Below are 18,220 nucleotides of genomic sequence, written 5' to 3'. Positions count from 1 at the left end.
ATTCCGAACACAGAAGTTAAGCCCTCTAGCGCCGATGGTACTGCGAAAGCGGGAGAGTAGGTCGCCGCCAGTTTTTTTTAAAGTCTCATAGATTTGTTTCTATGAGACTTTTTTTTGTTATATACATCAACAATATAGATCAATGATAAATGATCAGTAATAAGCAATAGGTAATGAATAATAAATAATAGATAATAAGGAATTTTGCCTATTGCCTATTGCCTATTGCCTATTGCCTAATAGCTTAAGGTTAAGGTTAAGGTTAAGGTTAAGGTTAAGGTTAAGGTTCGCTCCTCCGGAGCGAAACCTTTGTAGCAGAGAATCATAAACAATCTCTCAGAGCTCCGGAGGAGCGATACAATTATTCACTATATTTTTTGGTTCAACTCAAAAAAAATAATATCTTGTTGTAAAAGCCTCTCTTTACAATAGTAAGTATATAATCTGTTATGAATGATTTCATAATCTTATTTCACAACAGTTTCTGTTTTTTGTAGATTTATATTTTCTTTAGCCATCAAATACTTTACAATAGTCAGTTTAGTTTATCATTTGAAAGATTTAGTGAATATTCGAATTAAATGATTACTGAAAATTCTGTTAATCTTCAATCTTTATTGTATGCTGAATTTTTTAGCCCGGATAGCAGCGGTTACCCCGCAATATGAGTTGGAGAGAAGAGGATTTAGAGATGGAAAAGCAAAGGTGTGAGGAGTAAAAGCGAATAGCCGGAATAAGCTCATAAGAAATTTGTTGTTTTAATCTAAATTATATATTTACATCCTTAAAATTTACGTTTAAGAAGCTGTTACAGTAGAATCTTTATTTTCTAATAATTGAAAATGAAACTGAATATTGGCAATGTTTTTCCAGGTTGCATATTTAAATAGAAAAAAGCCGATTAACATTCCCAAAGTATTTAAAAATACATCATCTATATCTGCAACGCCTCTTCCTGTAAAATACTGTGTTGATTCGATGATACTTATTGCAATTAAAAAGAACAAAGTAACGGGGATAAAACGGTTGAATTTTTTGATGCATAATCCCAACAAACCGAATGGACTGAATAGAAATATGTTCCCAAATATGTTGACGATAAAAGCCTGATTATCTATGTTATTATCATTAAAAAAATGCTGAATAGTAATAAACGGCTGATGCTGAATATAAGAAATTTCAGAAGGTTCTCTTCCGGATGCATAAAACATCATGTATAATAAAACGACGGTATATAAGGCAATAAATACTGCAAAATATCTTTTCATAGGTTTCCTTTTGGGATTAGTAATTAAAAAGAGGTTGTAGTGCTTATTAGTTTTTAGATATATTATGTTAACAAAAATCTTACCTTAATAGTATGGTGTTTTGAAACTTTATAATTCTTTAGGACTATTTAACATAATATAAAAAGCCCCACTTCTAAAAGTGAGGCCAAATATTTTAAAATCGAGTAAAATCAGACTTGAATTACTCCTAAATTAAATTTCTCAGTAATTGGAGAATGGTTCGCCGCTTCAATACCCATAGAAATCCATTTTCTGGTATCGATAGGGTTGATGATCGCATCAGTCCACAATCTTGAAGCCGCATAGGTCGCTTCTGTTTGTTTTTGATATTTTTTTGTAATGGTATCTAAAATTTCCTGGTGCTCTTCTTCAGTAATTACTTTTCCTTGCTTTTTCAAAGTAGATTCCTGAATTTGTGCCAAAACTTTCGCAGCCTGAGCTCCTCCCATCACCGCTAAATCTGCCCATGGCCAAGCTACAATTAATCTCGGGTCATACGCTTTTCCACACATTGCATAGTTTCCTGCTCCGTAAGAATTTCCGGTGATGATCGTAAATTTAGGTACTACAGAATTAGAAACTGCATTTACCATTTTTGCACCGTCTTTAATGATTCCGCCGTGTTCTGATTTTGAACCTACCATAAATCCTGTTACATCCTGTAAAAAGATCAAAGGAATTTTTCTTTGGTTACAGTTTGCAATAAATCGCGTTGCTTTGTCGGCAGAATCAGAATAAATTACTCCACCAAACTGCATTTCGCCTTTACCGCTTTTCACCAATTTTCTTTGGTTGGCAACAATTCCTACAGACCAACCGTCAACTCTTGCCGTTGCACAGATAATACTTTTACCGTAATCTGCTTTGTATTCTTCAAATTCAGAATTATCAACAATACATTTTATAATTTCTAAAGTATCGTATTGCTCTGCTCTGGAAACAGGCATAATTCCGAAAATATTATCTATTTTTTCTTTAGGAGGGAAACTTTCTATTCTGTCGAAACCTGCCTTGTCATAGCTTCCTACAGATTTCATAATATTTTTAATGCGGTCTAAAGCATCTTTATCGTCTTTAGCTTTATAATCGGTAACTCCAGAAATTGCACAATGCGTTGTTGCTCCACCTAAAGTTTCGTTGTCAATACTTTCACCGATTGCAGCTTTTACCAAATAACTTCCAGCTAAGAAAATAGATCCGGTTTTATCTACAATCATCGCTTCGTCGCTCATAATCGGAAGATAAGCTCCACCTGCAACACAGCTTCCCATTACTGCTGAAATCTGAATAATTCCTGAAGCGCTCATTTTAGCATTATTTCTAAAAATTCTTCCAAACATTTCTTTATCAGGGAAAATTTCGTCCTGCATCGGAAGATAAACTCCTGCAGAATCTACAAGATAAATTATTGGAAGTCTGTTTTCCATAGCGATTTCCTGCGCTCTTAGATTTTTCTTTCCAGTAATCGGAAACCAAGCTCCAGCTTTTACCGAAGCATCATTTGCTACAACTAAACATTGCTTTCCGGAAACATAACCCATTACAACCACAACACCCCCACTTGGGCAACCGCCATGTTCTTCATACATTTCATAACCCGCAAAAGCACCAATTTCTATGGAATCTGAATTTTTATCAAGAAGATATTCTATTCTTTCTCTTGCCGTCATTTTCCCTTCGTCACGAAGTTTCTGAAGTCTTTTTTCGCCACCGCCTTTTTTAATTTCTGTAAGCAAACGGTTGATTTCAGATAATTTTAATTTATTTTGATCTTCTCTTTTGTTAAATTCAATATCCATGAAATTTATATTTTAATCTGCCTAAAGATACTATTTTTAGAAAAAGTAGTAAAATATGTTTATTTTATTTTAATGATTTGGTTATCAGAAAATTATGATATTTTTAACAAATGATATGTTTTTTTTGGTGCATATTTTGCTAACTTTACAATAGAGTAATAGAAATGAAAGTTTCTATATAAATACTCTAAGTTCCTAGTTTATTTTTTTAATAGTTTATTATTTGAAGGCCCTGAAAGTTCTATAGATTTTCAGGGTTTTTGGATTTTTATACTCATTCTGTTATTTCTTTGATATCTAAATTTTAGTATTTATCTGATAAATTAAATAAAATTTTATCCTGAACAAGAAAGTTGATATTATCATTAGAAATAATGATACTAATCTTATATTTTTTTAAATTTAATGAAAAGCTATTTGTAAATTTGTCTGTTTAAAATTTAGAGGATCAATATGCAGAAATTAGCACTTTTCAGATTACATTTAATTGTCTTTTTATGGGGATTCACAGCAATTTTAGGTAAACTGATTACCGCAAATGCCCAGATTCTTGTATTTTACAGAATGCTTTTTGCAGCCATATTTCTTTATGCATTTATAAGAATTTACAAAAAAGAGAGCATTAAAGTTTCAAAAAAACTATTCTTACAGTTATCGGGAGTTGGTTTTTTTATGGCGCTGCATTGGTACTGCTTTTTTTATTCGATTAAAGTTTCCAATGTTTCTATTGCTTTAAGTTGTCTCTCGTTATCTACTTTGTTTGCTTCGGTTTTGGAGCCTATTGTTTTTAAACGGAAAGTTGATGTTTCGGAAGTGGTAATGGGAGCGGTTATTGTTGCCTGTATTTTACTTATTTTTAAAACAGAGTTTCAGTATAAAGAAGGAATTTTTTACGGAGTTTTGTGTGCCATTTTCGGAACCGTATTCTCAGTTTTTAATGGAAAACTTTTCGGAAAAACCAGTTCTGGAAATATTATTTTCTATGAAATCTTTTCAGGATGGTTTATTTTAATGATATTTTATCTTGCAACAGGGCAAATCATGCACATGGATGAAATAAATTATAGAGATCTTGCGTTAATAGGCTTGTTGGCAAGTGTATTTACAGCGTATCCTATGTTTGAATCTGTGAAGCTGATGAAATACATTTCGCCATTTACTTTAATTTTAACAGTTAATTTAGAACCAGTTTACGGAATTATACTAGCTTTTTTTATCTTTGGAGAATCAGAACACATGAGCCCGGTATTTTATGTTGCATCTTTGGTTATGATTTTGGCAATTGTTGTAAATGCGCTGATAAAAACTAGAAAACAAAAAAACATTAACTAAGCATCTATTCTACATGATGAAAAAATATCTATTATTAGTATTTTCCCTTTTATTTGGGTTTTCTCAATCTCAGATTATCAGAAAATATTCCAATGAATTTTTAAATATCGGAGCCGGAGCTAGAGGAATCGGGATGGGAGGTGCCGTAATGACCAGTCAGGACGATGTGTATTCACCAATGTGGAATCCCGCAGGTTTGAATGGGATTACAAGAGATTGGCAAGGTGCAGCAATGCACGCAGAATATTTTGAATCTATCGCAAAATATGATTATTTGGCTTACGCAAAAGTTTTGGAGACAGGAGTTTTTGGAGTTTCAATTGTTCGTTTAGGGGTTGATAATATTTTAAATACTACTCAATTAATCGATACGGAAGGAAATATTGATTACGATAAAATTACTAAATTCTCACAATCAGATTATGCAGGAATCATTTCTTATGCATTCAATCCTGGTGGAAATCCGAAATTGGATGTTGGTGTGAATGCTAAAATCGTTTACAGAAATGTAGGAAAATTTGCTAGCGGATATGGTTTTGGTTTTGATGTTGGTGCTATTTATAAAGCTGATAACGGATGGAAATTCGGTGGAGTTCTTCGCGATGCAACTACAACCGTCAACTTTTGGACTGTGAATCAAAAAGAATTGTCCACAATCGTAAATGGTGAAGAATTTAACCCTGCTCCAACCGATAAAATGGAATTGACAATGCCGAAGCTAAATGCAGGAGCAAGTAAGTTATTTAATATTAATAGCAGTTTGTATGTTTTACCAGAAGCAGGAATTAATGTAGATTTTGCTAAAACGGCGGCTCTGCTTTCAACAGATTTTGCAAGTATAACCCCTTATGCAGGAGCTGAATTGGGATATCAGAAAATGATTTTTGTAAGAGTAGGTGTTAACAGATTTCAGTCGATTACTGATATTGAAGATCTTCAGAGAAAAGTTTCTTTCCAGCCAAGCGCAGGTATAGGAATTCGTTACAGAGGTTTAACGCTTGATTACGCAATCAGTAATTCAGGAATCGGAGGTTCTAATTTTTATTCTAATTTCTTCTCATTAAAACTGGATATGGGAGAATTTAGAAATGATTAATTATTTTATTTAAATAAACTGTATGAAGAAGCTATCAGTCTTAATATCATCTTTTTGTGTAATGTTATCATATGCACAGAAAGTTTCTGATTATAAATATGTTGTTATACCAAGTTCGCTTGAAAGTTTTAAAAAAAATAATTACGGACTTAGCGCATTTCTAACTAAAAATATGAAAGCTAAGCAATATGTTGTGCTTTCTGAAAATAGAGGTCAATGGCCGGAAGAAGCAAATGTTAATCCGTGTAGCGTTCTGAATGCTGATCTCGTAAATGACAGCAGTTTTCTTAGAAATAGAATTATTTTAGAATTTAAAGACTGCAACAGCAAAGTGATTTCTTCTGAAAAAGGAAACTCGTCAATAAAAGAATATGAAGAAGGTTTCAAAGATGCATTATCTAAAGCTTTAGTAAATATTTCTATCTCAAAACCTGTTGAAAATACAACTTTTAAACAGGAAGTTCAAGTGGTGAAAGAAACTGCACAGGAAACTCCTAAAGTAAGTGAACAAAAATCTCAGGCTTCAAAGGCAGAAAAATACAGCAACGGAAAATTAAGTCTTCAGAAAATTCAGATTGATGCTTCTCAATTTATTTTGGTAGACGGAAACAGTTCTGTTCCCTTTGCTACTTTCAAAGAGACTACCAAAAAAGATGTTTTCAGAGTTAAATTAGGTTCAGGTGAATCTACAACAGGGTATTATGAAAACGGAAATTTAGTAATTGAAATTCCGAAAGGTAACGACGAGTATTCTAAAGAAGTATTTTCACCTGTAAAATAGTTTTAAAAGGTTCAAAAAAATATAAAAAGGCTTACCTGAAATTTTCAGGTAAGCCTTCCTTAAAATAAACCATAAAAACTAAAATTAAGGCATCAACACCGTATCAATTACGTGTATCACACCATTTGACTGATTAACATCTGCAATCGTAACTTTCGCTTTATTACCTTTTGCATCGGTAACGTATAAATCTTTTCCTTTTGTCCAGAACGTAAGCTCCTCACCTTGTACTGTTTTCATCATTGCTTTACCATTTCCTGCTTTTACAGCTGCCCAAACTTGTTTTGCACTATATTTTCCGGGTAAAACATGATAGGTAAGAATTTTTGTAAGCATTGCCTTATTCTCTGGTTTTACCAAATTTTCAACTGTTCCTGCTGGTAATTTTGCAAAAGCGGCATCAGTTGGAGCAAATACTGTGAAAGGACCTTTGCTTTGAAGCGTTTCCACTAAACCTGCAGCTTTTACAGCAGCAACCAAAGTTTTGTGATCTTTAGAGTTTACCGCATTTTCAATAATGTTTTTCGAAGGATACATTGCTGCTCCACCTACCATTACTGTTTTTTCTTTCATTTGCTGTGCAGCTGCATTTCCACTGAATGCGAATGATAAAGCCACCATTCCGAATACTGCGATTTTTGATCTTGTGTTCATTTCTTTAATTTTTTAAATTATTATTGAGTAAGTAATTTTGTTTGTTACCCTCATTTACGAAGATCAGTTTGGTTTAGATTTAAGAATTTAAATTTTAACAATAATTAACTGTAATTGATTATTTTTTAAATCAATTCTGTGTGGTACGTAATTTTTAATTTTTTTTCTCATTATTTATATTATTTCATTACATTTGAAATGAAAAATATTCACCATAAAAACAAATTATTCAGAAGAAGAACTTATCGTTTTACTGATACAGAAAAACGAAGCTGGTTTTCATCACTTGTATGATAACTATTCTGGTGCGTTGTATGGTGTGATCCTCAGAATTGTTCAGTCTAAAGAATATACAGAAGAGATTATTCAGGATGTTTTTGTGAAAGTCTGGAATTCTATCCATCAATATGACTCTACGAAAGGTAGATTTTATACTTGGATGATTAATATTGCAAGAAACACAGCAATTGATTATCTTAAATCTAAAAGCTTTCAAAAGCAACTTAAAAACCAACCTTTACCAGATTTCGTATATGAGAATGCGGAACTTACAACCACCAATAATTCAGATTTTATTGGGTTTAATAAAGTGCTTGAAAGTTTGGAATCTGATAAGCAGGAACTCATTGATCTTGCCTATTATCAAGGATTTACGCAGAGTGAAATATCAGAAAAACTGAATATGCCTTTAGGCACTGTAAAGACCAAAATGCGAAATGCATTGATTAAATTAAAAGACTTGTTAAAAGATTATCAATAAATTGGATAGTAAAGAATACATATCATCCGGAATTCTAGAATCTTACATTCTAGGTCTTGCTTCTCCCGAGGAAGCGGGTATTTTGGAGTGTGTGATGAAGAATAATGCTGAAGTAAAAGCTGCGTACGAAGAAGCGCAGAAAACTTTTGAATTGCTTGCAACTGCACAGGCAATGACACCACCCACTGATTTAAAAGCAAAAATCTGGGATAAAATTCAACTTGAACAAGAAGTTGTAGAAGAGAAACCTGTAATTCCTATTAATAATGTTGAACCAAAAATGGAAACTCAACAGGTAACGCAGGAAATAAAAGTAGAAAAAAACAACAGCTGGAAAACCTTTGCGGTGGCTGCATCTGTTTTATTTTTAGTAAGTATTGGAGGTAATTTGTTTTGGATGAATAGCCAAAATGAGATTAAAAAAGAATTAGCAGATCTAAAATCTGATAAACAATCTCAACACCTTGCGATGCAAAATCTTGAGCAAAAATTGAAGATAACTTCAAACCCAAATATGCTTAAAATTGTTTTGGCGGGCGTTGAAAAACATCCAGAATCCAACGCTGTTGTATATTGGGATAAAACTTCCAAAGATGTTTATTTAACGGCGAATAGTTTGCCAAAAGCTCCTGAAGGAATGCAGTACCAACTTTGGGCAATTGCAGACGGAAAACCAGTGAGCGCAGGAATGTACACCGACGAAAAAGATGCTAAAATAGCTTTAGCCAATATTCCGAATGCGCAGGCTTTTGCCATTACTTTAGAAAAAGAAGGCGGAAGCACAATTCCTACAATGGAAAACATGTATGTAATGGGAGGAGTTTAGAACTTTTCTTTAACAATAAATTGAAAATCTCTTATCATTGATAAGAGATTTTTTGTTTTATTCAGCGTTGAAAAATTCCCAGATTACTTTCGCTTTAGATTTTCCTAAAATTTCTTCTAAAGTTTCAAAGTTGGCATCTTTTATTCTTTTTACTGATTTTAATTTAGATAAAAGCAGTTCAATCGTTTTTTCACCAACCCCCGGAATTTCCTCAAGCTCAGATTTTATCGTAGAATTGGTACGTCTTGTTCGGTGATGTTTTACGCCAAAACGGTGGGCTTCATCACGTACTTGTTGTAAAATCTTAAGAGTTTCAGATTTTTTATCGAGATATAAAGGAATAGGATCTTCGGGAAAGAAAATTTCTTCGAGTCTTTTGGCAATTCCCACAATGGTAATTTTTCCGTAAAGACCAAGCAATTTTAAGCTTTTTACTGCAGAAGATAGTTGCCCTTTTCCACCATCGATCAAAATTAATTGGGGTAAACTTTCGCCTTCCTCCAGCATTCTTTTGTAGCGTCTGAAAATGACTTCTTCCATTGTTTTAAAATCATCGGGACCAATAACAGTTTTTGGATGAAAAATTCTGTAATCAGCCTTACTCGGTTTTCCGTTTTTGAAAACAACACACGCCGAAACCGGATTGGTTCCCTGAATGTTTGAGTTGTCAAAACCTTCGATATGTCTCGGTTCTACAGGCATCCTTAATAGCTTTTGCATTTCTGCCATAATTCTGTTAGAATGTCTTTCAGGATCAACAATCTGTACCTGTTTTAATTTTTCAATTCTGTATTCTTTGGCGTTTTTTTCAGAAAGTTCAACGATTCTTTTTTTATCGCCGACTTTCGGAACAATCAGCTTTACGTTCGGAATTTCAACGGTTAAGTGAAAAGGAAGCAAGACCTCTTTAGAATCAGAATCAAATTTTTGACGGATTTCAATTAACGCTTCTTCCATGATTTCTTCATCGGTTTCTTCAAGCATTTTCTTGATTTCTGTAGTGAAACTTTGAATAATATTTCCGTTCCTGATCTTGAAATAATTAACATAAGCCGCAGTTTCATCACTCGTCATTCCGAAAACATCTACATCATCAATATCCGGATTTACCACCGTATGCTTTACCTGATAATCCTCAAGAATATCCAATCTTTCTTTAATGAGCTGAGCATTTTCAAACTGAAGATTAGACGCATATTTCGTCATTTGATTAATTAAATATTCTTTTGCTCTTCGGAAATCTCCTTTTACAATTCCGCGAATCGCATCGATTTTTTCGTCGTAATCTTCCTTACTCTCCAAATCTTCACAAGGTCCTTCACAGTTTTTAATATGGAACTCCAAACAGACTTTGTATTTTCCTTCCTCAATTTTTTTCGGAGATAAATTTAAATTGCAGGTACGAAGCTTATAAATATGTTTAATTGTATCCAATAAAATCTTTGCAGGACGTACTTTTGCGTAAGGTCCAAAATATTCCGAACCGTCTTTTATTTTATTTCTTGTAAGGAAAATCCTTGGGAAATCTTCATTTTTAATACAAATCCACGGATAAGTTTTATCATCTTTCAACATCACATTGTAGAAAGGCTGATGTTCTTTAATCAGATTGTTTTCCAATAAAAGAGCATCATATTCACTGTTTACAATGGTCGTTTCAAGACGGTTAATCTTTCCGACCATAATTTTGGTACGGTATCCGGAAAGCGTTTTGTTGAAATAAGAAAGTACTCTTTTCTTTAGGTTTTTAGCCTTTCCTACATACAGCAGATTTTCGTTTTTATCATAATATCGATAAACGCCGGGTTCTGAAGGTAAAGTTTTAAGCTGTAATTCTAAAGACGGATTCATATCACAAAATTAAGCATTCTCAATGTATTTTAAACCAACAAAAAAAGCTGCAGAAATTCTACAGCTTTGAAATATTTTAAGATTAAATTTTATCCGTTACTCATTTCAGTATATTCATTGACCAAAAAGCTGAAAAAGCCCCATTCTACAGATTTTTTAGGATATTTTTTCATGAATTCTGCATTGTCACCAAATAAGAAATCATAATTGTCTTCAAAATCATCTTTGTGAAGCCAAAGAATTTTCTCTCCTTTTTTTACATAATAAGATTTTGCAAGTCCACCACCAAGTTGCATACCAAATCCTACCGTCATACCAGAAGTTTCTTTTGCTCTCGGATCATTATAAACAGAAATAATTTCGCTAAATTCAGGATTAATCAATTGCATTAAAAACTCTTTATCATCTTTTTTGTTTTTCAACGAAACGGTTTGATTTACAAATTGAATTTGGCCATCAGGCGTATTTTTACTCAGTTTTTTAGTGTTTAAGCTTCTCAAGTTAGTCATGTGTTTTCCAACTTTCAAAATTTTCGCCAATTTCGTAGGGTAAATGTACATTTCGTTCACATTATCTGCGTTGAAAACTATCTTCTTTTTTGTAGCACTGTCTTTTATAGAAATTTCGTAAATCTGACCTTTTTTGGTTTCAATATTGTCGCAATATCCTTTGTTGATAGTTCCGTCTTTTGAAATGATGGTTGAGATTTTTTTTGTGGATGGGCCAGGAAATCCTTCATTGAAAAGATAAGTTTCCATTTTTTTGATGTCTTCCTTAGAATACTTCACCTTGTCTTGAGCAAATGAGAATGCACTTGTGAATGAAAGTGCCAATAATAGAGCTTTAAATTTCATAAATATTAGTTTAAATTATTTCGGTAAAAATAACTAAATAATTGATGATTTGATAAAATATTTTAATGATGTCGAAGTTTTTTGTAAATCGGAATATTGTCTTATTTAAGGATACCATATTTTACTTTAATAGGCTTTTTAAGTATGATTCAAAATGTGTATTTTTAGGCAAATTTTTTGAAATGATATACGGTATAGATACTTTCAGTTTTCACGATGTTTTGGAAATCTGTAATGACCCAAATAAAGCTACATTAAATAAAGAAGCGAAAGAGCAGATTTTAAAATCTCAGAATAATGTAAAACAGATTGTAGAGTCAGATCGATGTGTTTATGGGATCAATACAGGATTCGGACCGCTTTGTGATACTAAAATTTCGGCTGATGAAACAGCTCAGCTTCAGTACAATTTAATTATTTCTCACGCAGTAGGAGTAGGGAAACCGATTGATAAAGAATTTTCAAAAATTATGATGATTGCGAAAGTTCATGCGTTGTCTAAAGGTTTTTCGGGAGTTTCTCTGGAAGTGATTGAAAGATTTATTCTGATGCTTGAAAAGGATATTATTCCTGTAGTTCCGGAGCAAGGTTCTGTAGGAGCTTCGGGAGATTTGGCTCCTTTATCACATTTAGTTTTACCACTTTTAGGACTTGGACAGGTTTGGGTAGGAAACGAAATTTTTGAAACTGCTGATGTTTTAGAAAAAAACAATCTTGAGCCATTGGTTTTAGGACCGAAAGAAGGTTTGGGATTAATCAACGGAACTCAGTTTATTCTGGCTCATGCGATAAAAGGTTTAGAAAAATTTGAATATTTATTAGACTTAGCAGATATGACTGCTGCAATGAGTCTTGAAGCTTACAGAGGTTCGGCAAGCCCATTTAAAAAAGAACTTCATGACATCAGACCGTTTGAAGGAAGCAAAAAAGTGGCGGCAAGAATGCTGAAATTTTTAAAGAATTCTGAAAACTTAAAAGCTCACGAAGAGTGTGAAAGAGTACAGGATCCTTATTCTATGAGATGTGTTCCTCAGGTTCACGGAGCGAGTAGAAATGCTTTTGAACATCTTAAAATGATGGCCGAAACGGAATTGAATTCTGTAACCGATAATCCGATCGTTTTAAGCGCTGAAGAATCTATTTCAGGAGGAAATTTCCACGGACAACTGATGGCAATGCCTTTAGATTATGCAACTTTAGCTGTTGCAGAGTTAGGAAATATTTCAGACAGAAGAAGTTATTTATTGTTAGAAGGGAAATACGGTTTACCAAGATTATTGACTGAAAGCTCAGGTTTGAATTCAGGATTTATGATCCCGCAATATACTTCTGCAGCGTTGGTTACTGAGAATAAAACGCTTTGTTTCCCGGCTTCGGCGGATTCTATCCCGACAAGTTTAGGTCAGGAAGATCATGTTTCGATGGGAAGTATTTCAGGTAGAAAATTCAATCAGGTTTTAGGAAATCTTGTAAATATTTTAGCTGTTGAATTGATGTTTGCAGCACAAGGTTTAGAATTCAGAAGACCTGCAAAATGTTCAAAAATCATTGAAGAAAACTTTGCGATTCTTCGTTCTAAAGTAGATAAATTAGAAGATGACCGATTAATCGGAAAAGATATGTTGGCCATTGCAGAGCTGATTAATGATAGAAAGTTTGTGGTGAGTTTTTAATTTAAAATGATGAAGAAAATTTTATTTGGAACCGCATTTCTCTTGGCTTCTATGATGTTTGCCCAAACCTCAAAAGAAAAAAAAATCAACGAATTTATCAAGCTTACAGAGATAGATAAATTGGGAAAACAATCCATCGATAAGATGATTGATATTTATAAGAAACAATTCACCGATTTGCCGGAAGAGTTTTGGGTTGAATTTAAAAAAGAAGCCAATGAAGATGAATTAACCAGAATTTATATTCCCATCTACGATAAATATTATTCTGAATCTGATTTGGATGCGCTGATAAAATTCTATAAAACCCCAACGGGAAAAAAGATGATTGCAGTAATGCCGGATGTGATGAAAGAAAGTATGGAAAAAGGGCGAATCTGGGGTGAAGAGATTAGCAAGAAAGTAATGGTAAAAATGGAGAAAACAATAGCAGAAAAGAGTGCTCATAGAAAAGCCGAACTGGAGAATGCGCCTGTAGTGACGGTGTCTGAATGATTTTTTTAATATAAAACTCTCGCAGATTGAGCGAATTTTGCAGATTTTTTAATCCACTTAATCTGCGAGAGGAATTTTAACCTAAGCAAATCTTTAAGTTTTAGTAAAAATGTAATGAAGAAAATAATTTGTTTAATTACTGTTTTTTCAAGTGTTTTAGTATTTTCTCAATCTAAAAATGATAAAGTCAAAACTTTGATTTCTTTAAGTGCCTCTTTTAAGCTTTCAAAGCAGGTTGAAAAAGATGTATTCTTAAGTTTTAAAAAAAGATATACAAATATTCCTGATTCTGTTTGGTCTTCATTAGAACCTAAAATCAATATTGATAATTTAATTAACCAAGTGATCGGTATTTATGAAAACAAATTCACAGAAAAGGAAATTGATGGGCTTTTGACTTTTTATCAATCGGAATTAGGGCAAAAATTTATTAAAAACAGTCCAGATATTATGACTGAAGTACAAAATGCTACAGCTGATTGGGCTAAAAATATAACTGATCTGGTTAATAAAGATTTAGAAGAAAAAGGTTATTTACAATCACCTCCACCGCCTTCTCCAAATCCACCAGCTCCTATGATTCCAAAAAAGAAATAACAATGCAAATCCTCAGAACTACTTCCGAGAATCAGAATTTTCAAAGTTTAGTACAAAAACTCGATGCTTATCTAGCCGAAATGGATGGTGATGATCATGCTTTTTATGATCAATATAATAAAATTGATCTGCTGAAAAACTGTATCGTTATTTTTGGAAATGAAAAACCTGTTGCTTGCGGAGCGATAAAACCAATTGACGAAAACACAATGGAAGTCAAAAGAATGTTTACGCTTCCTGAGTATCGTGGAAAAGGCTTTGCAGGATCAGTTTTAAAAGAACTGGAAATCTGGACTAAAGAATTGGGTTATGAAAAAACAGTTTTAGAAACAGGTAAGAAGCAAACAGAAGCTGTTGCTCTTTATAAAAAATGCAACTACACTATTATTCCCAATTATGGACAATATGCAGGAATTGAAAACAGTGTCTGTTTTGAGAAAATTTTATAAAAATATCAATAAAGTCGGGCTTTGGTCCGACTTTTCTTTTGCAATGAAATTTGGATTTAGCTAAAATTTAAATGAAAATCATTTACCATTTCTCCGTCAAATATTTCCAATATCGTTTTGGAACATGCTGAATGTGCAATTTTGTATTTTTCCTTTCTTTAATATTGGTTTTTGTAAAATAACTTTGCCAAAGTGTCTGGTATTTTTTTTCTTCTTCGTGAAATTTCTGTTGATATTGGTTTAAATCTACTTTTTCATTTGGATAAAAGAATTCACAGTTTTCTAAATCATACAACAAACCATAATGTCTTCTCAAATCATAAATCATCCATTTTTGGTCTGCGTAACGGTCTTTAAAATGTTTTCTGATCAAAGGTAAAACATTAAAATCAGGATCAATTTTCGCAAAATAAATATCATCTTGTAATTTTTCAAACCGTACAAAAGCAGTCATTCGATGTCTTTCTCTACTTACAGATTTGCATATTTTTGAAATTTTCAAAATATCATTATCTGCAAAATTTTGTAATATATTTTCTTCAGGATGTTTGATAGATTGTTTTACTGCTGATAAAATAAGATTTTCCATTTCCTGATCTTCTGAAAGAAAGATCTGTAACAATTGATGGATTCCCGACTTCCCAATATTTTGTTCTAATTTGTTTAAAACTCTTTCCGATTTTTCCTGTTGCGTGGTCACTTCATGAATTTCTGCAAACATATTTTCCTGTAAGAAATTTTCTTTGCTACAAATCTCCACATCTTGATACCGATACTCGAAAACTTCAAATATCGCAGTGAAAAGTCCGTCGAAACTTCCGTCGTAGAGTAGGGTGGTCATTTGAGTGTCTTAGAGTTATAATAGAATTATTTGTGAAAATATTCGTGAAATTCGTGTTTAAAAAAGTGTCAATTGCTGAGAAAATTGATTTTGAAATTTAGACTGACTTCCGCCAATAATCAACTTCCTTAAATTTAAATCAGTTAAATGTTTTAAAAATGGATTTCCATACGTGAAATCAATAAAATATTTTGCACGATTAACAGCCGCTCCTAATTTTTTAAGATGGTCAATATTTAAAACCTGAAATTTTCTTGCACTCACAATTTTCTGCGCAGTTTTCACACCAATACCAGGAATTCTGAGAATCATTTTATAATCTGCAGTTTGAAGATTGATAGGGAACTGATCCAGATGTCTCAAAGCCCAACTTAATTTTGGATCGACTTCCAGATCAAGAAATGGCATATTAAAATCTAAAATTTCATCAGCTTTAAAACCATAAAAACGCATTAACCAATCCGATTGATACAACCGGTTTTCCCGTAAAACAGGAACTTCTGAAGTAATTGCAGGTAAACGATTGTCGACTGTAACCGGAATGTAACCCGAATAATAAACCCGCTTCATTCCGTAATTTTTGTAAAAATGATCGGCAACTTTGATGATTTGTAAATCGTTTTCGTTGGTTGCTCCCACAATCATTTGTGTAGATTGACCAGCCGGAGCAAATTTCGGAGTACTTCTGATGATTTTCTTTTCATCTTTATATTGCTGAATTCCTTTCTGAACAATCCTCATCGGCTGAAGCATATCTTCACGATTTTTATCCGGCGCCAATAATTTTAACCCGGATTCTGTCGGAATTTCGAGATTGACAGATAATCGGTCTGCGTAAAGAGCTGCTTCATTCATCAAATCATCACTTGCTCCCGGAATTGATTTCAAATGAATATATCCGTTGAAGTTATGTTCGGTTCGCAGTTTTTTGGCAACCCTTACCAGACGTTCCATCGTTGTATCGGCATCTTTGAAAATTCCTGAACTTAAAAATAGACCTTCAATATAATTTCTGCGGTAAAAACTGATCGTTAAATCGACAACTTCTTCCACGGTAAAAGCAGCACGTTTGATATCATTCGATTTTCTGGAAACGCAATAGATACAATCGTAAATGCAATGATTGGTCAAAAGGATTTTGAGAAGAGAAACACAGCGACCATCTTCAGTATAAGTGTGGCAAATTCCGCTTGCTGAACTGTCGCCTAAACCACCGTTATTTTTTCTTTTTCCACCGCTTGATGAGCACGAAACATCATACTTCGCAGCATCTGCAAGTATTTCGAGTTTCTCTTTTATGCGGTCAAAATTCATTTAAATAAATATTTTTAAAATGGAAAATTCAATAAGATTTTAAGCAAAATTAAGTCCAAAATTGAGAAAAGTCAGTGTTTTTAAAACAAACTTATCCGCATATTTCCAAAGCAAAATTAGTATATTTACGGTCATTAATTTATGAGTGAAATCGTAAAAATTACGATGACATACAAGACATAAAAAATATTATCCATATGAATCATAAACCGGTAGAAGGTTTTTCTAAATTAACCAAACAGGGAAAAATAGACTGGCTTGTTAACGAATATCTCGAAGGAAACCAGGATTATCAAAATATACTTAATCAATATTGGAACGAAAATGCAGATTTACAGAAACTTCACGATGAGTTTTCTGAAAACACAATCTCCAATTTTTATATGCCTTACGGAATTGCACCTAATTTTTTAATCAACGGAAAATTATTTGCTTTGCCAATGGCGGTGGAAGAAAGTTCGGTAGTTGCGGCAGCTTCAAAAGCAGCAAAATTCTGGATCGATAAAGGTGGTTTTAAAACGACTATCATCAACACCGAGAAATTAGGACATACGCATTTTATCATCGATGTTGAATCTCACAAACTGCAGCATTTTTTTAATTTTAATTTAAAGAAAAAACTGTTTGAGGCAACAGAAGCGATCACGGCAAACATGAGAAATCGTGGTGGCGGAATTTTAGACATTAAATTGATCGACAAAACTTCCGAAATGCCAAATTATTATCAGCTGAAAGCAAGTTTTGATACGGTAGATTCTATGGGAGCCAACTTTATCAATTCGTGTCTTGAGCAGTTTGGAAAAACGTTGAAGCAGGAAATTGTCATTAGTGAAGATTTTACTCAGGAAGAGAAAAACTCATTGCAGATTGTAATGAATATTCTTTCTAATTTCACTCCGGATTGTGTGGTGAGAGCGGAAGTTTCTTGTAAAATTGAAGATTTAAAAGACGACAGCGGAATTTCAAACGAAGAGTTTGCAAGAAAATTCAAACAGGCTGTAACGATTGCTGAAATTGAACCTTTCCGTGCAACGACTCACAATAAAGGAATTATGAACGGTGTTGATGCTGTAGTTATCGCAACCGGTAATGATTTCAGAGCAACGGAAGCTTGTGCACATGCTTATGCTTCAAAAGACGGAAAATATTCTTCGTTGACGCATTGTACAATTGATAACGGAGTTTTCAGATTCTGGATCGATTTGCCAATTTCGGTAGGAGTTGTCGGTGGTTTGACGAATCTTCATCCTTTGGTAAAATTCTCTTTGGCACTTCTTGGAAAACCTTCTGCTCAGGAATTGATGAGTGTTTTGGCGGTTTCAGGATTGGCTCAGAATTTTGGAGCGCTTCGTTCTTTGATAACGACGGGAATTCAAAAAGGCCACATGAAAATGCATTTGCTGAATATTTTAAATCAAATGGGCGCAACGGAAGAAGAGAAACAGCATTTTGTGACTTATTTTAAAGATAAAACGGTGACGCATCACGAAGTTATCAACGAATTTAACAGATTAAGAGAAAAATAATGATACAGATTATTTTGGCTGTTTTATTTGTTGTTTTTGGATTCTTTCTTAAACAAACAAGTCATCCTGGTTTTAGAGGTTCT

At 33.2% G+C, this 18,220-nt stretch carries 17 protein-coding genes and 1 rRNA gene; 11 read left to right on the top strand and 7 right to left on the bottom strand.

Going from position 1 to position 18,220, the window contains the following annotated elements; genetic code table 11:
- Window positions 1-73, top strand: a 5S ribosomal RNA gene (gene rrf / locus BUR17_RS21290); the annotation flags it as partial.
- A gap of 724 nt (window positions 74-797) precedes the next feature.
- On the opposite strand, the gene BUR17_RS10125 is transcribed toward rrf, so the two are convergent.
- Both BUR17_RS10125 and BUR17_RS10120 read right to left on the bottom strand, forming a co-directional pair.
- Window positions 798-1,268: a VanZ family protein gene (locus tag BUR17_RS10125; RefSeq protein ID WP_074230162.1), complete on the bottom strand. Its 471-nt coding sequence runs from the start codon at window positions 1,266-1,268 to the stop codon at window positions 798-800.
- Between the two features lie 191 nt (window positions 1,269-1,459).
- Window positions 1,460-3,088, bottom strand: coding sequence for an acyl-CoA carboxylase subunit beta (locus BUR17_RS10120; protein ID WP_074230161.1), 1,629 nt, complete (start codon window positions 3,086-3,088; stop codon window positions 1,460-1,462).
- Window positions 3,089-3,541: 453 nt separating this feature from the next.
- Between BUR17_RS10120 and BUR17_RS10115 the strand changes: the two genes are divergently transcribed.
- The 3 genes from BUR17_RS10115 to BUR17_RS10105 are packed head-to-tail and all read left to right on the top strand — an operon-like array spanning window position 3,542 to window position 6,297.
- Window positions 3,542-4,420, top strand: coding sequence for a DMT family transporter (locus BUR17_RS10115; RefSeq protein ID WP_074230160.1), 879 nt, complete (start codon window positions 3,542-3,544; stop codon window positions 4,418-4,420).
- Between the two features lie 13 nt (window positions 4,421-4,433).
- Window positions 4,434-5,516 (top strand): putative type IX sorting system protein PorV2, encoded by a 1,083-nt coding sequence (locus tag BUR17_RS10110; RefSeq protein WP_074230159.1) that lies wholly within the window; start codon window positions 4,434-4,436, stop codon window positions 5,514-5,516.
- A 22-nt stretch (window positions 5,517-5,538) separates the two neighbouring features.
- Complete coding sequence (locus BUR17_RS10105) at window positions 5,539-6,297, top strand: hypothetical protein (RefSeq protein WP_074230158.1); 759 nt, start codon at window positions 5,539-5,541, stop codon at window positions 6,295-6,297.
- A gap of 84 nt (window positions 6,298-6,381) precedes the next feature.
- On the opposite strand, the gene BUR17_RS10100 is transcribed toward BUR17_RS10105, so the two are convergent.
- Window positions 6,382-6,951 carry a fasciclin domain-containing protein gene (locus BUR17_RS10100; RefSeq protein WP_074230157.1) on the bottom strand — a complete coding sequence of 190 codons (570 nt, stop codon included), beginning with the start codon at window positions 6,949-6,951 and terminating at the stop codon, window positions 6,382-6,384.
- A gap of 286 nt (window positions 6,952-7,237) precedes the next feature.
- Here BUR17_RS10100 and BUR17_RS10095 point away from each other — a divergent pair, with 286 nt between their 5' ends.
- Window positions 7,238-7,711 carry an RNA polymerase sigma factor gene (locus BUR17_RS10095; protein WP_084550491.1) on the top strand — a complete coding sequence of 158 codons (474 nt, stop codon included), beginning with the start codon at window positions 7,238-7,240 and terminating at the stop codon, window positions 7,709-7,711.
- A 1-nt stretch (window position 7,712) separates the two neighbouring features.
- Complete coding sequence (locus BUR17_RS10090) at window positions 7,713-8,537, top strand: anti-sigma factor (protein ID WP_074230155.1); 825 nt, start codon at window positions 7,713-7,715, stop codon at window positions 8,535-8,537.
- A 57-nt stretch (window positions 8,538-8,594) separates the two neighbouring features.
- Here the strand turns inward: BUR17_RS10090 and uvrC are convergent, their stop codons facing one another.
- Entirely contained in the window at window positions 8,595-10,388 is a 1,794-nt protein-coding gene (gene uvrC, locus BUR17_RS10085; protein WP_074230154.1) for an excinuclease ABC subunit UvrC, read from the bottom strand.
- A gap of 89 nt (window positions 10,389-10,477) precedes the next feature.
- Complete coding sequence (locus BUR17_RS10080; protein WP_074230153.1) at window positions 10,478-11,242, bottom strand: hypothetical protein; 765 nt, start codon at window positions 11,240-11,242, stop codon at window positions 10,478-10,480.
- A gap of 182 nt (window positions 11,243-11,424) precedes the next feature.
- Here BUR17_RS10080 and hutH point away from each other — a divergent pair, with 182 nt between their 5' ends.
- The 4 genes from hutH (at window position 11,425) to BUR17_RS10060 (ending at window position 14,456) form a co-directional block, all read left to right on the top strand.
- Window positions 11,425-12,915 (top strand): histidine ammonia-lyase, encoded by a 1,491-nt coding sequence (gene hutH, locus BUR17_RS10075; RefSeq protein ID WP_074230152.1) that lies wholly within the window; start codon window positions 11,425-11,427, stop codon window positions 12,913-12,915.
- A gap of 9 nt (window positions 12,916-12,924) precedes the next feature.
- Window positions 12,925-13,410 (top strand): DUF2059 domain-containing protein, encoded by a 486-nt coding sequence (locus BUR17_RS10070; protein WP_159437596.1) that lies wholly within the window; start codon window positions 12,925-12,927, stop codon window positions 13,408-13,410.
- 114 nt (window positions 13,411-13,524) lie between these two features.
- Window positions 13,525-14,007 (top strand): DUF2059 domain-containing protein, encoded by a 483-nt coding sequence (locus tag BUR17_RS10065; protein ID WP_074230150.1) that lies wholly within the window; start codon window positions 13,525-13,527, stop codon window positions 14,005-14,007.
- Window positions 14,008-14,009: 2 nt separating this feature from the next.
- Window positions 14,010-14,456 carry a GNAT family N-acetyltransferase gene (locus BUR17_RS10060; RefSeq protein ID WP_074230149.1) on the top strand — a complete coding sequence of 149 codons (447 nt, stop codon included), beginning with the start codon at window positions 14,010-14,012 and terminating at the stop codon, window positions 14,454-14,456.
- A gap of 82 nt (window positions 14,457-14,538) precedes the next feature.
- Here the strand turns inward: BUR17_RS10060 and BUR17_RS10055 are convergent, their stop codons facing one another.
- Together BUR17_RS10055 and BUR17_RS10050 are read right to left on the bottom strand one after the other, a co-directional pair.
- Window positions 14,539-15,297: a TIGR03915 family putative DNA repair protein gene (locus BUR17_RS10055; RefSeq protein ID WP_074230148.1), complete on the bottom strand. Its 759-nt coding sequence runs from the start codon at window positions 15,295-15,297 to the stop codon at window positions 14,539-14,541.
- Between the two features lie 57 nt (window positions 15,298-15,354).
- Window positions 15,355-16,611 carry a putative DNA modification/repair radical SAM protein gene (locus BUR17_RS10050; protein ID WP_074230147.1) on the bottom strand — a complete coding sequence of 419 codons (1,257 nt, stop codon included), beginning with the start codon at window positions 16,609-16,611 and terminating at the stop codon, window positions 15,355-15,357.
- A 197-nt stretch (window positions 16,612-16,808) separates the two neighbouring features.
- Between BUR17_RS10050 and BUR17_RS10045 the strand changes: the two genes are divergently transcribed.
- Window positions 16,809-18,137, top strand: coding sequence for a hydroxymethylglutaryl-CoA reductase, degradative (locus tag BUR17_RS10045; RefSeq protein ID WP_074230146.1), 1,329 nt, complete (start codon window positions 16,809-16,811; stop codon window positions 18,135-18,137).
- The last annotated feature ends 83 nt before the right edge of the window (window positions 18,138-18,220 follow it).

It is taken from the genome of Chryseobacterium scophthalmum (genome assembly GCF_900143185.1).
GTDB lineage: Bacteria > Bacteroidota > Bacteroidia > Flavobacteriales > Weeksellaceae > Chryseobacterium > Chryseobacterium scophthalmum.
This window is presented reverse-complemented; position numbering and strand designations above follow the sequence as displayed.

Coding starts and splice junctions, on each gene's coding strand:
- BUR17_RS10125 (WP_074230162.1), bottom strand. CDS start 1,268: ATGAAAAGATATTTTGCAGTATTTATTGCCTTATATACCGTCGTTTTA.
- BUR17_RS10120 (WP_074230161.1), bottom strand. CDS start 3,088: ATGGATATTGAATTTAACAAAAGAGAAGATCAAAATAAATTAAAATTA.
- BUR17_RS10115 (WP_074230160.1), top strand. CDS start 3,542: ATGCAGAAATTAGCACTTTTCAGATTACATTTAATTGTCTTTTTATGG.
- BUR17_RS10110 (WP_074230159.1), top strand. CDS start 4,434: ATGATGAAAAAATATCTATTATTAGTATTTTCCCTTTTATTTGGGTTT.
- BUR17_RS10105 (WP_074230158.1), top strand. CDS start 5,539: ATGAAGAAGCTATCAGTCTTAATATCATCTTTTTGTGTAATGTTATCA.
- BUR17_RS10100 (WP_074230157.1), bottom strand. CDS start 6,951: ATGAACACAAGATCAAAAATCGCAGTATTCGGAATGGTGGCTTTATCA.
- uvrC (WP_074230154.1), bottom strand. CDS start 10,388: ATGAATCCGTCTTTAGAATTACAGCTTAAAACTTTACCTTCAGAACCC.
- BUR17_RS10080 (WP_074230153.1), bottom strand. CDS start 11,242: ATGAAATTTAAAGCTCTATTATTGGCACTTTCATTCACAAGTGCATTC.
- hutH (WP_074230152.1), top strand. CDS start 11,425: ATGATATACGGTATAGATACTTTCAGTTTTCACGATGTTTTGGAAATC.
- BUR17_RS10070 (WP_159437596.1), top strand. CDS start 12,925: ATGAAGAAAATTTTATTTGGAACCGCATTTCTCTTGGCTTCTATGATG.
- BUR17_RS10065 (WP_074230150.1), top strand. CDS start 13,525: ATGAAGAAAATAATTTGTTTAATTACTGTTTTTTCAAGTGTTTTAGTA.
- BUR17_RS10060 (WP_074230149.1), top strand. CDS start 14,010: ATGCAAATCCTCAGAACTACTTCCGAGAATCAGAATTTTCAAAGTTTA.
- BUR17_RS10055 (WP_074230148.1), bottom strand. CDS start 15,297: ATGACCACCCTACTCTACGACGGAAGTTTCGACGGACTTTTCACTGCG.
- BUR17_RS10050 (WP_074230147.1), bottom strand. CDS start 16,611: ATGAATTTTGACCGCATAAAAGAGAAACTCGAAATACTTGCAGATGCT.
- BUR17_RS10045 (WP_074230146.1), top strand. CDS start 16,809: ATGAATCATAAACCGGTAGAAGGTTTTTCTAAATTAACCAAACAGGGA.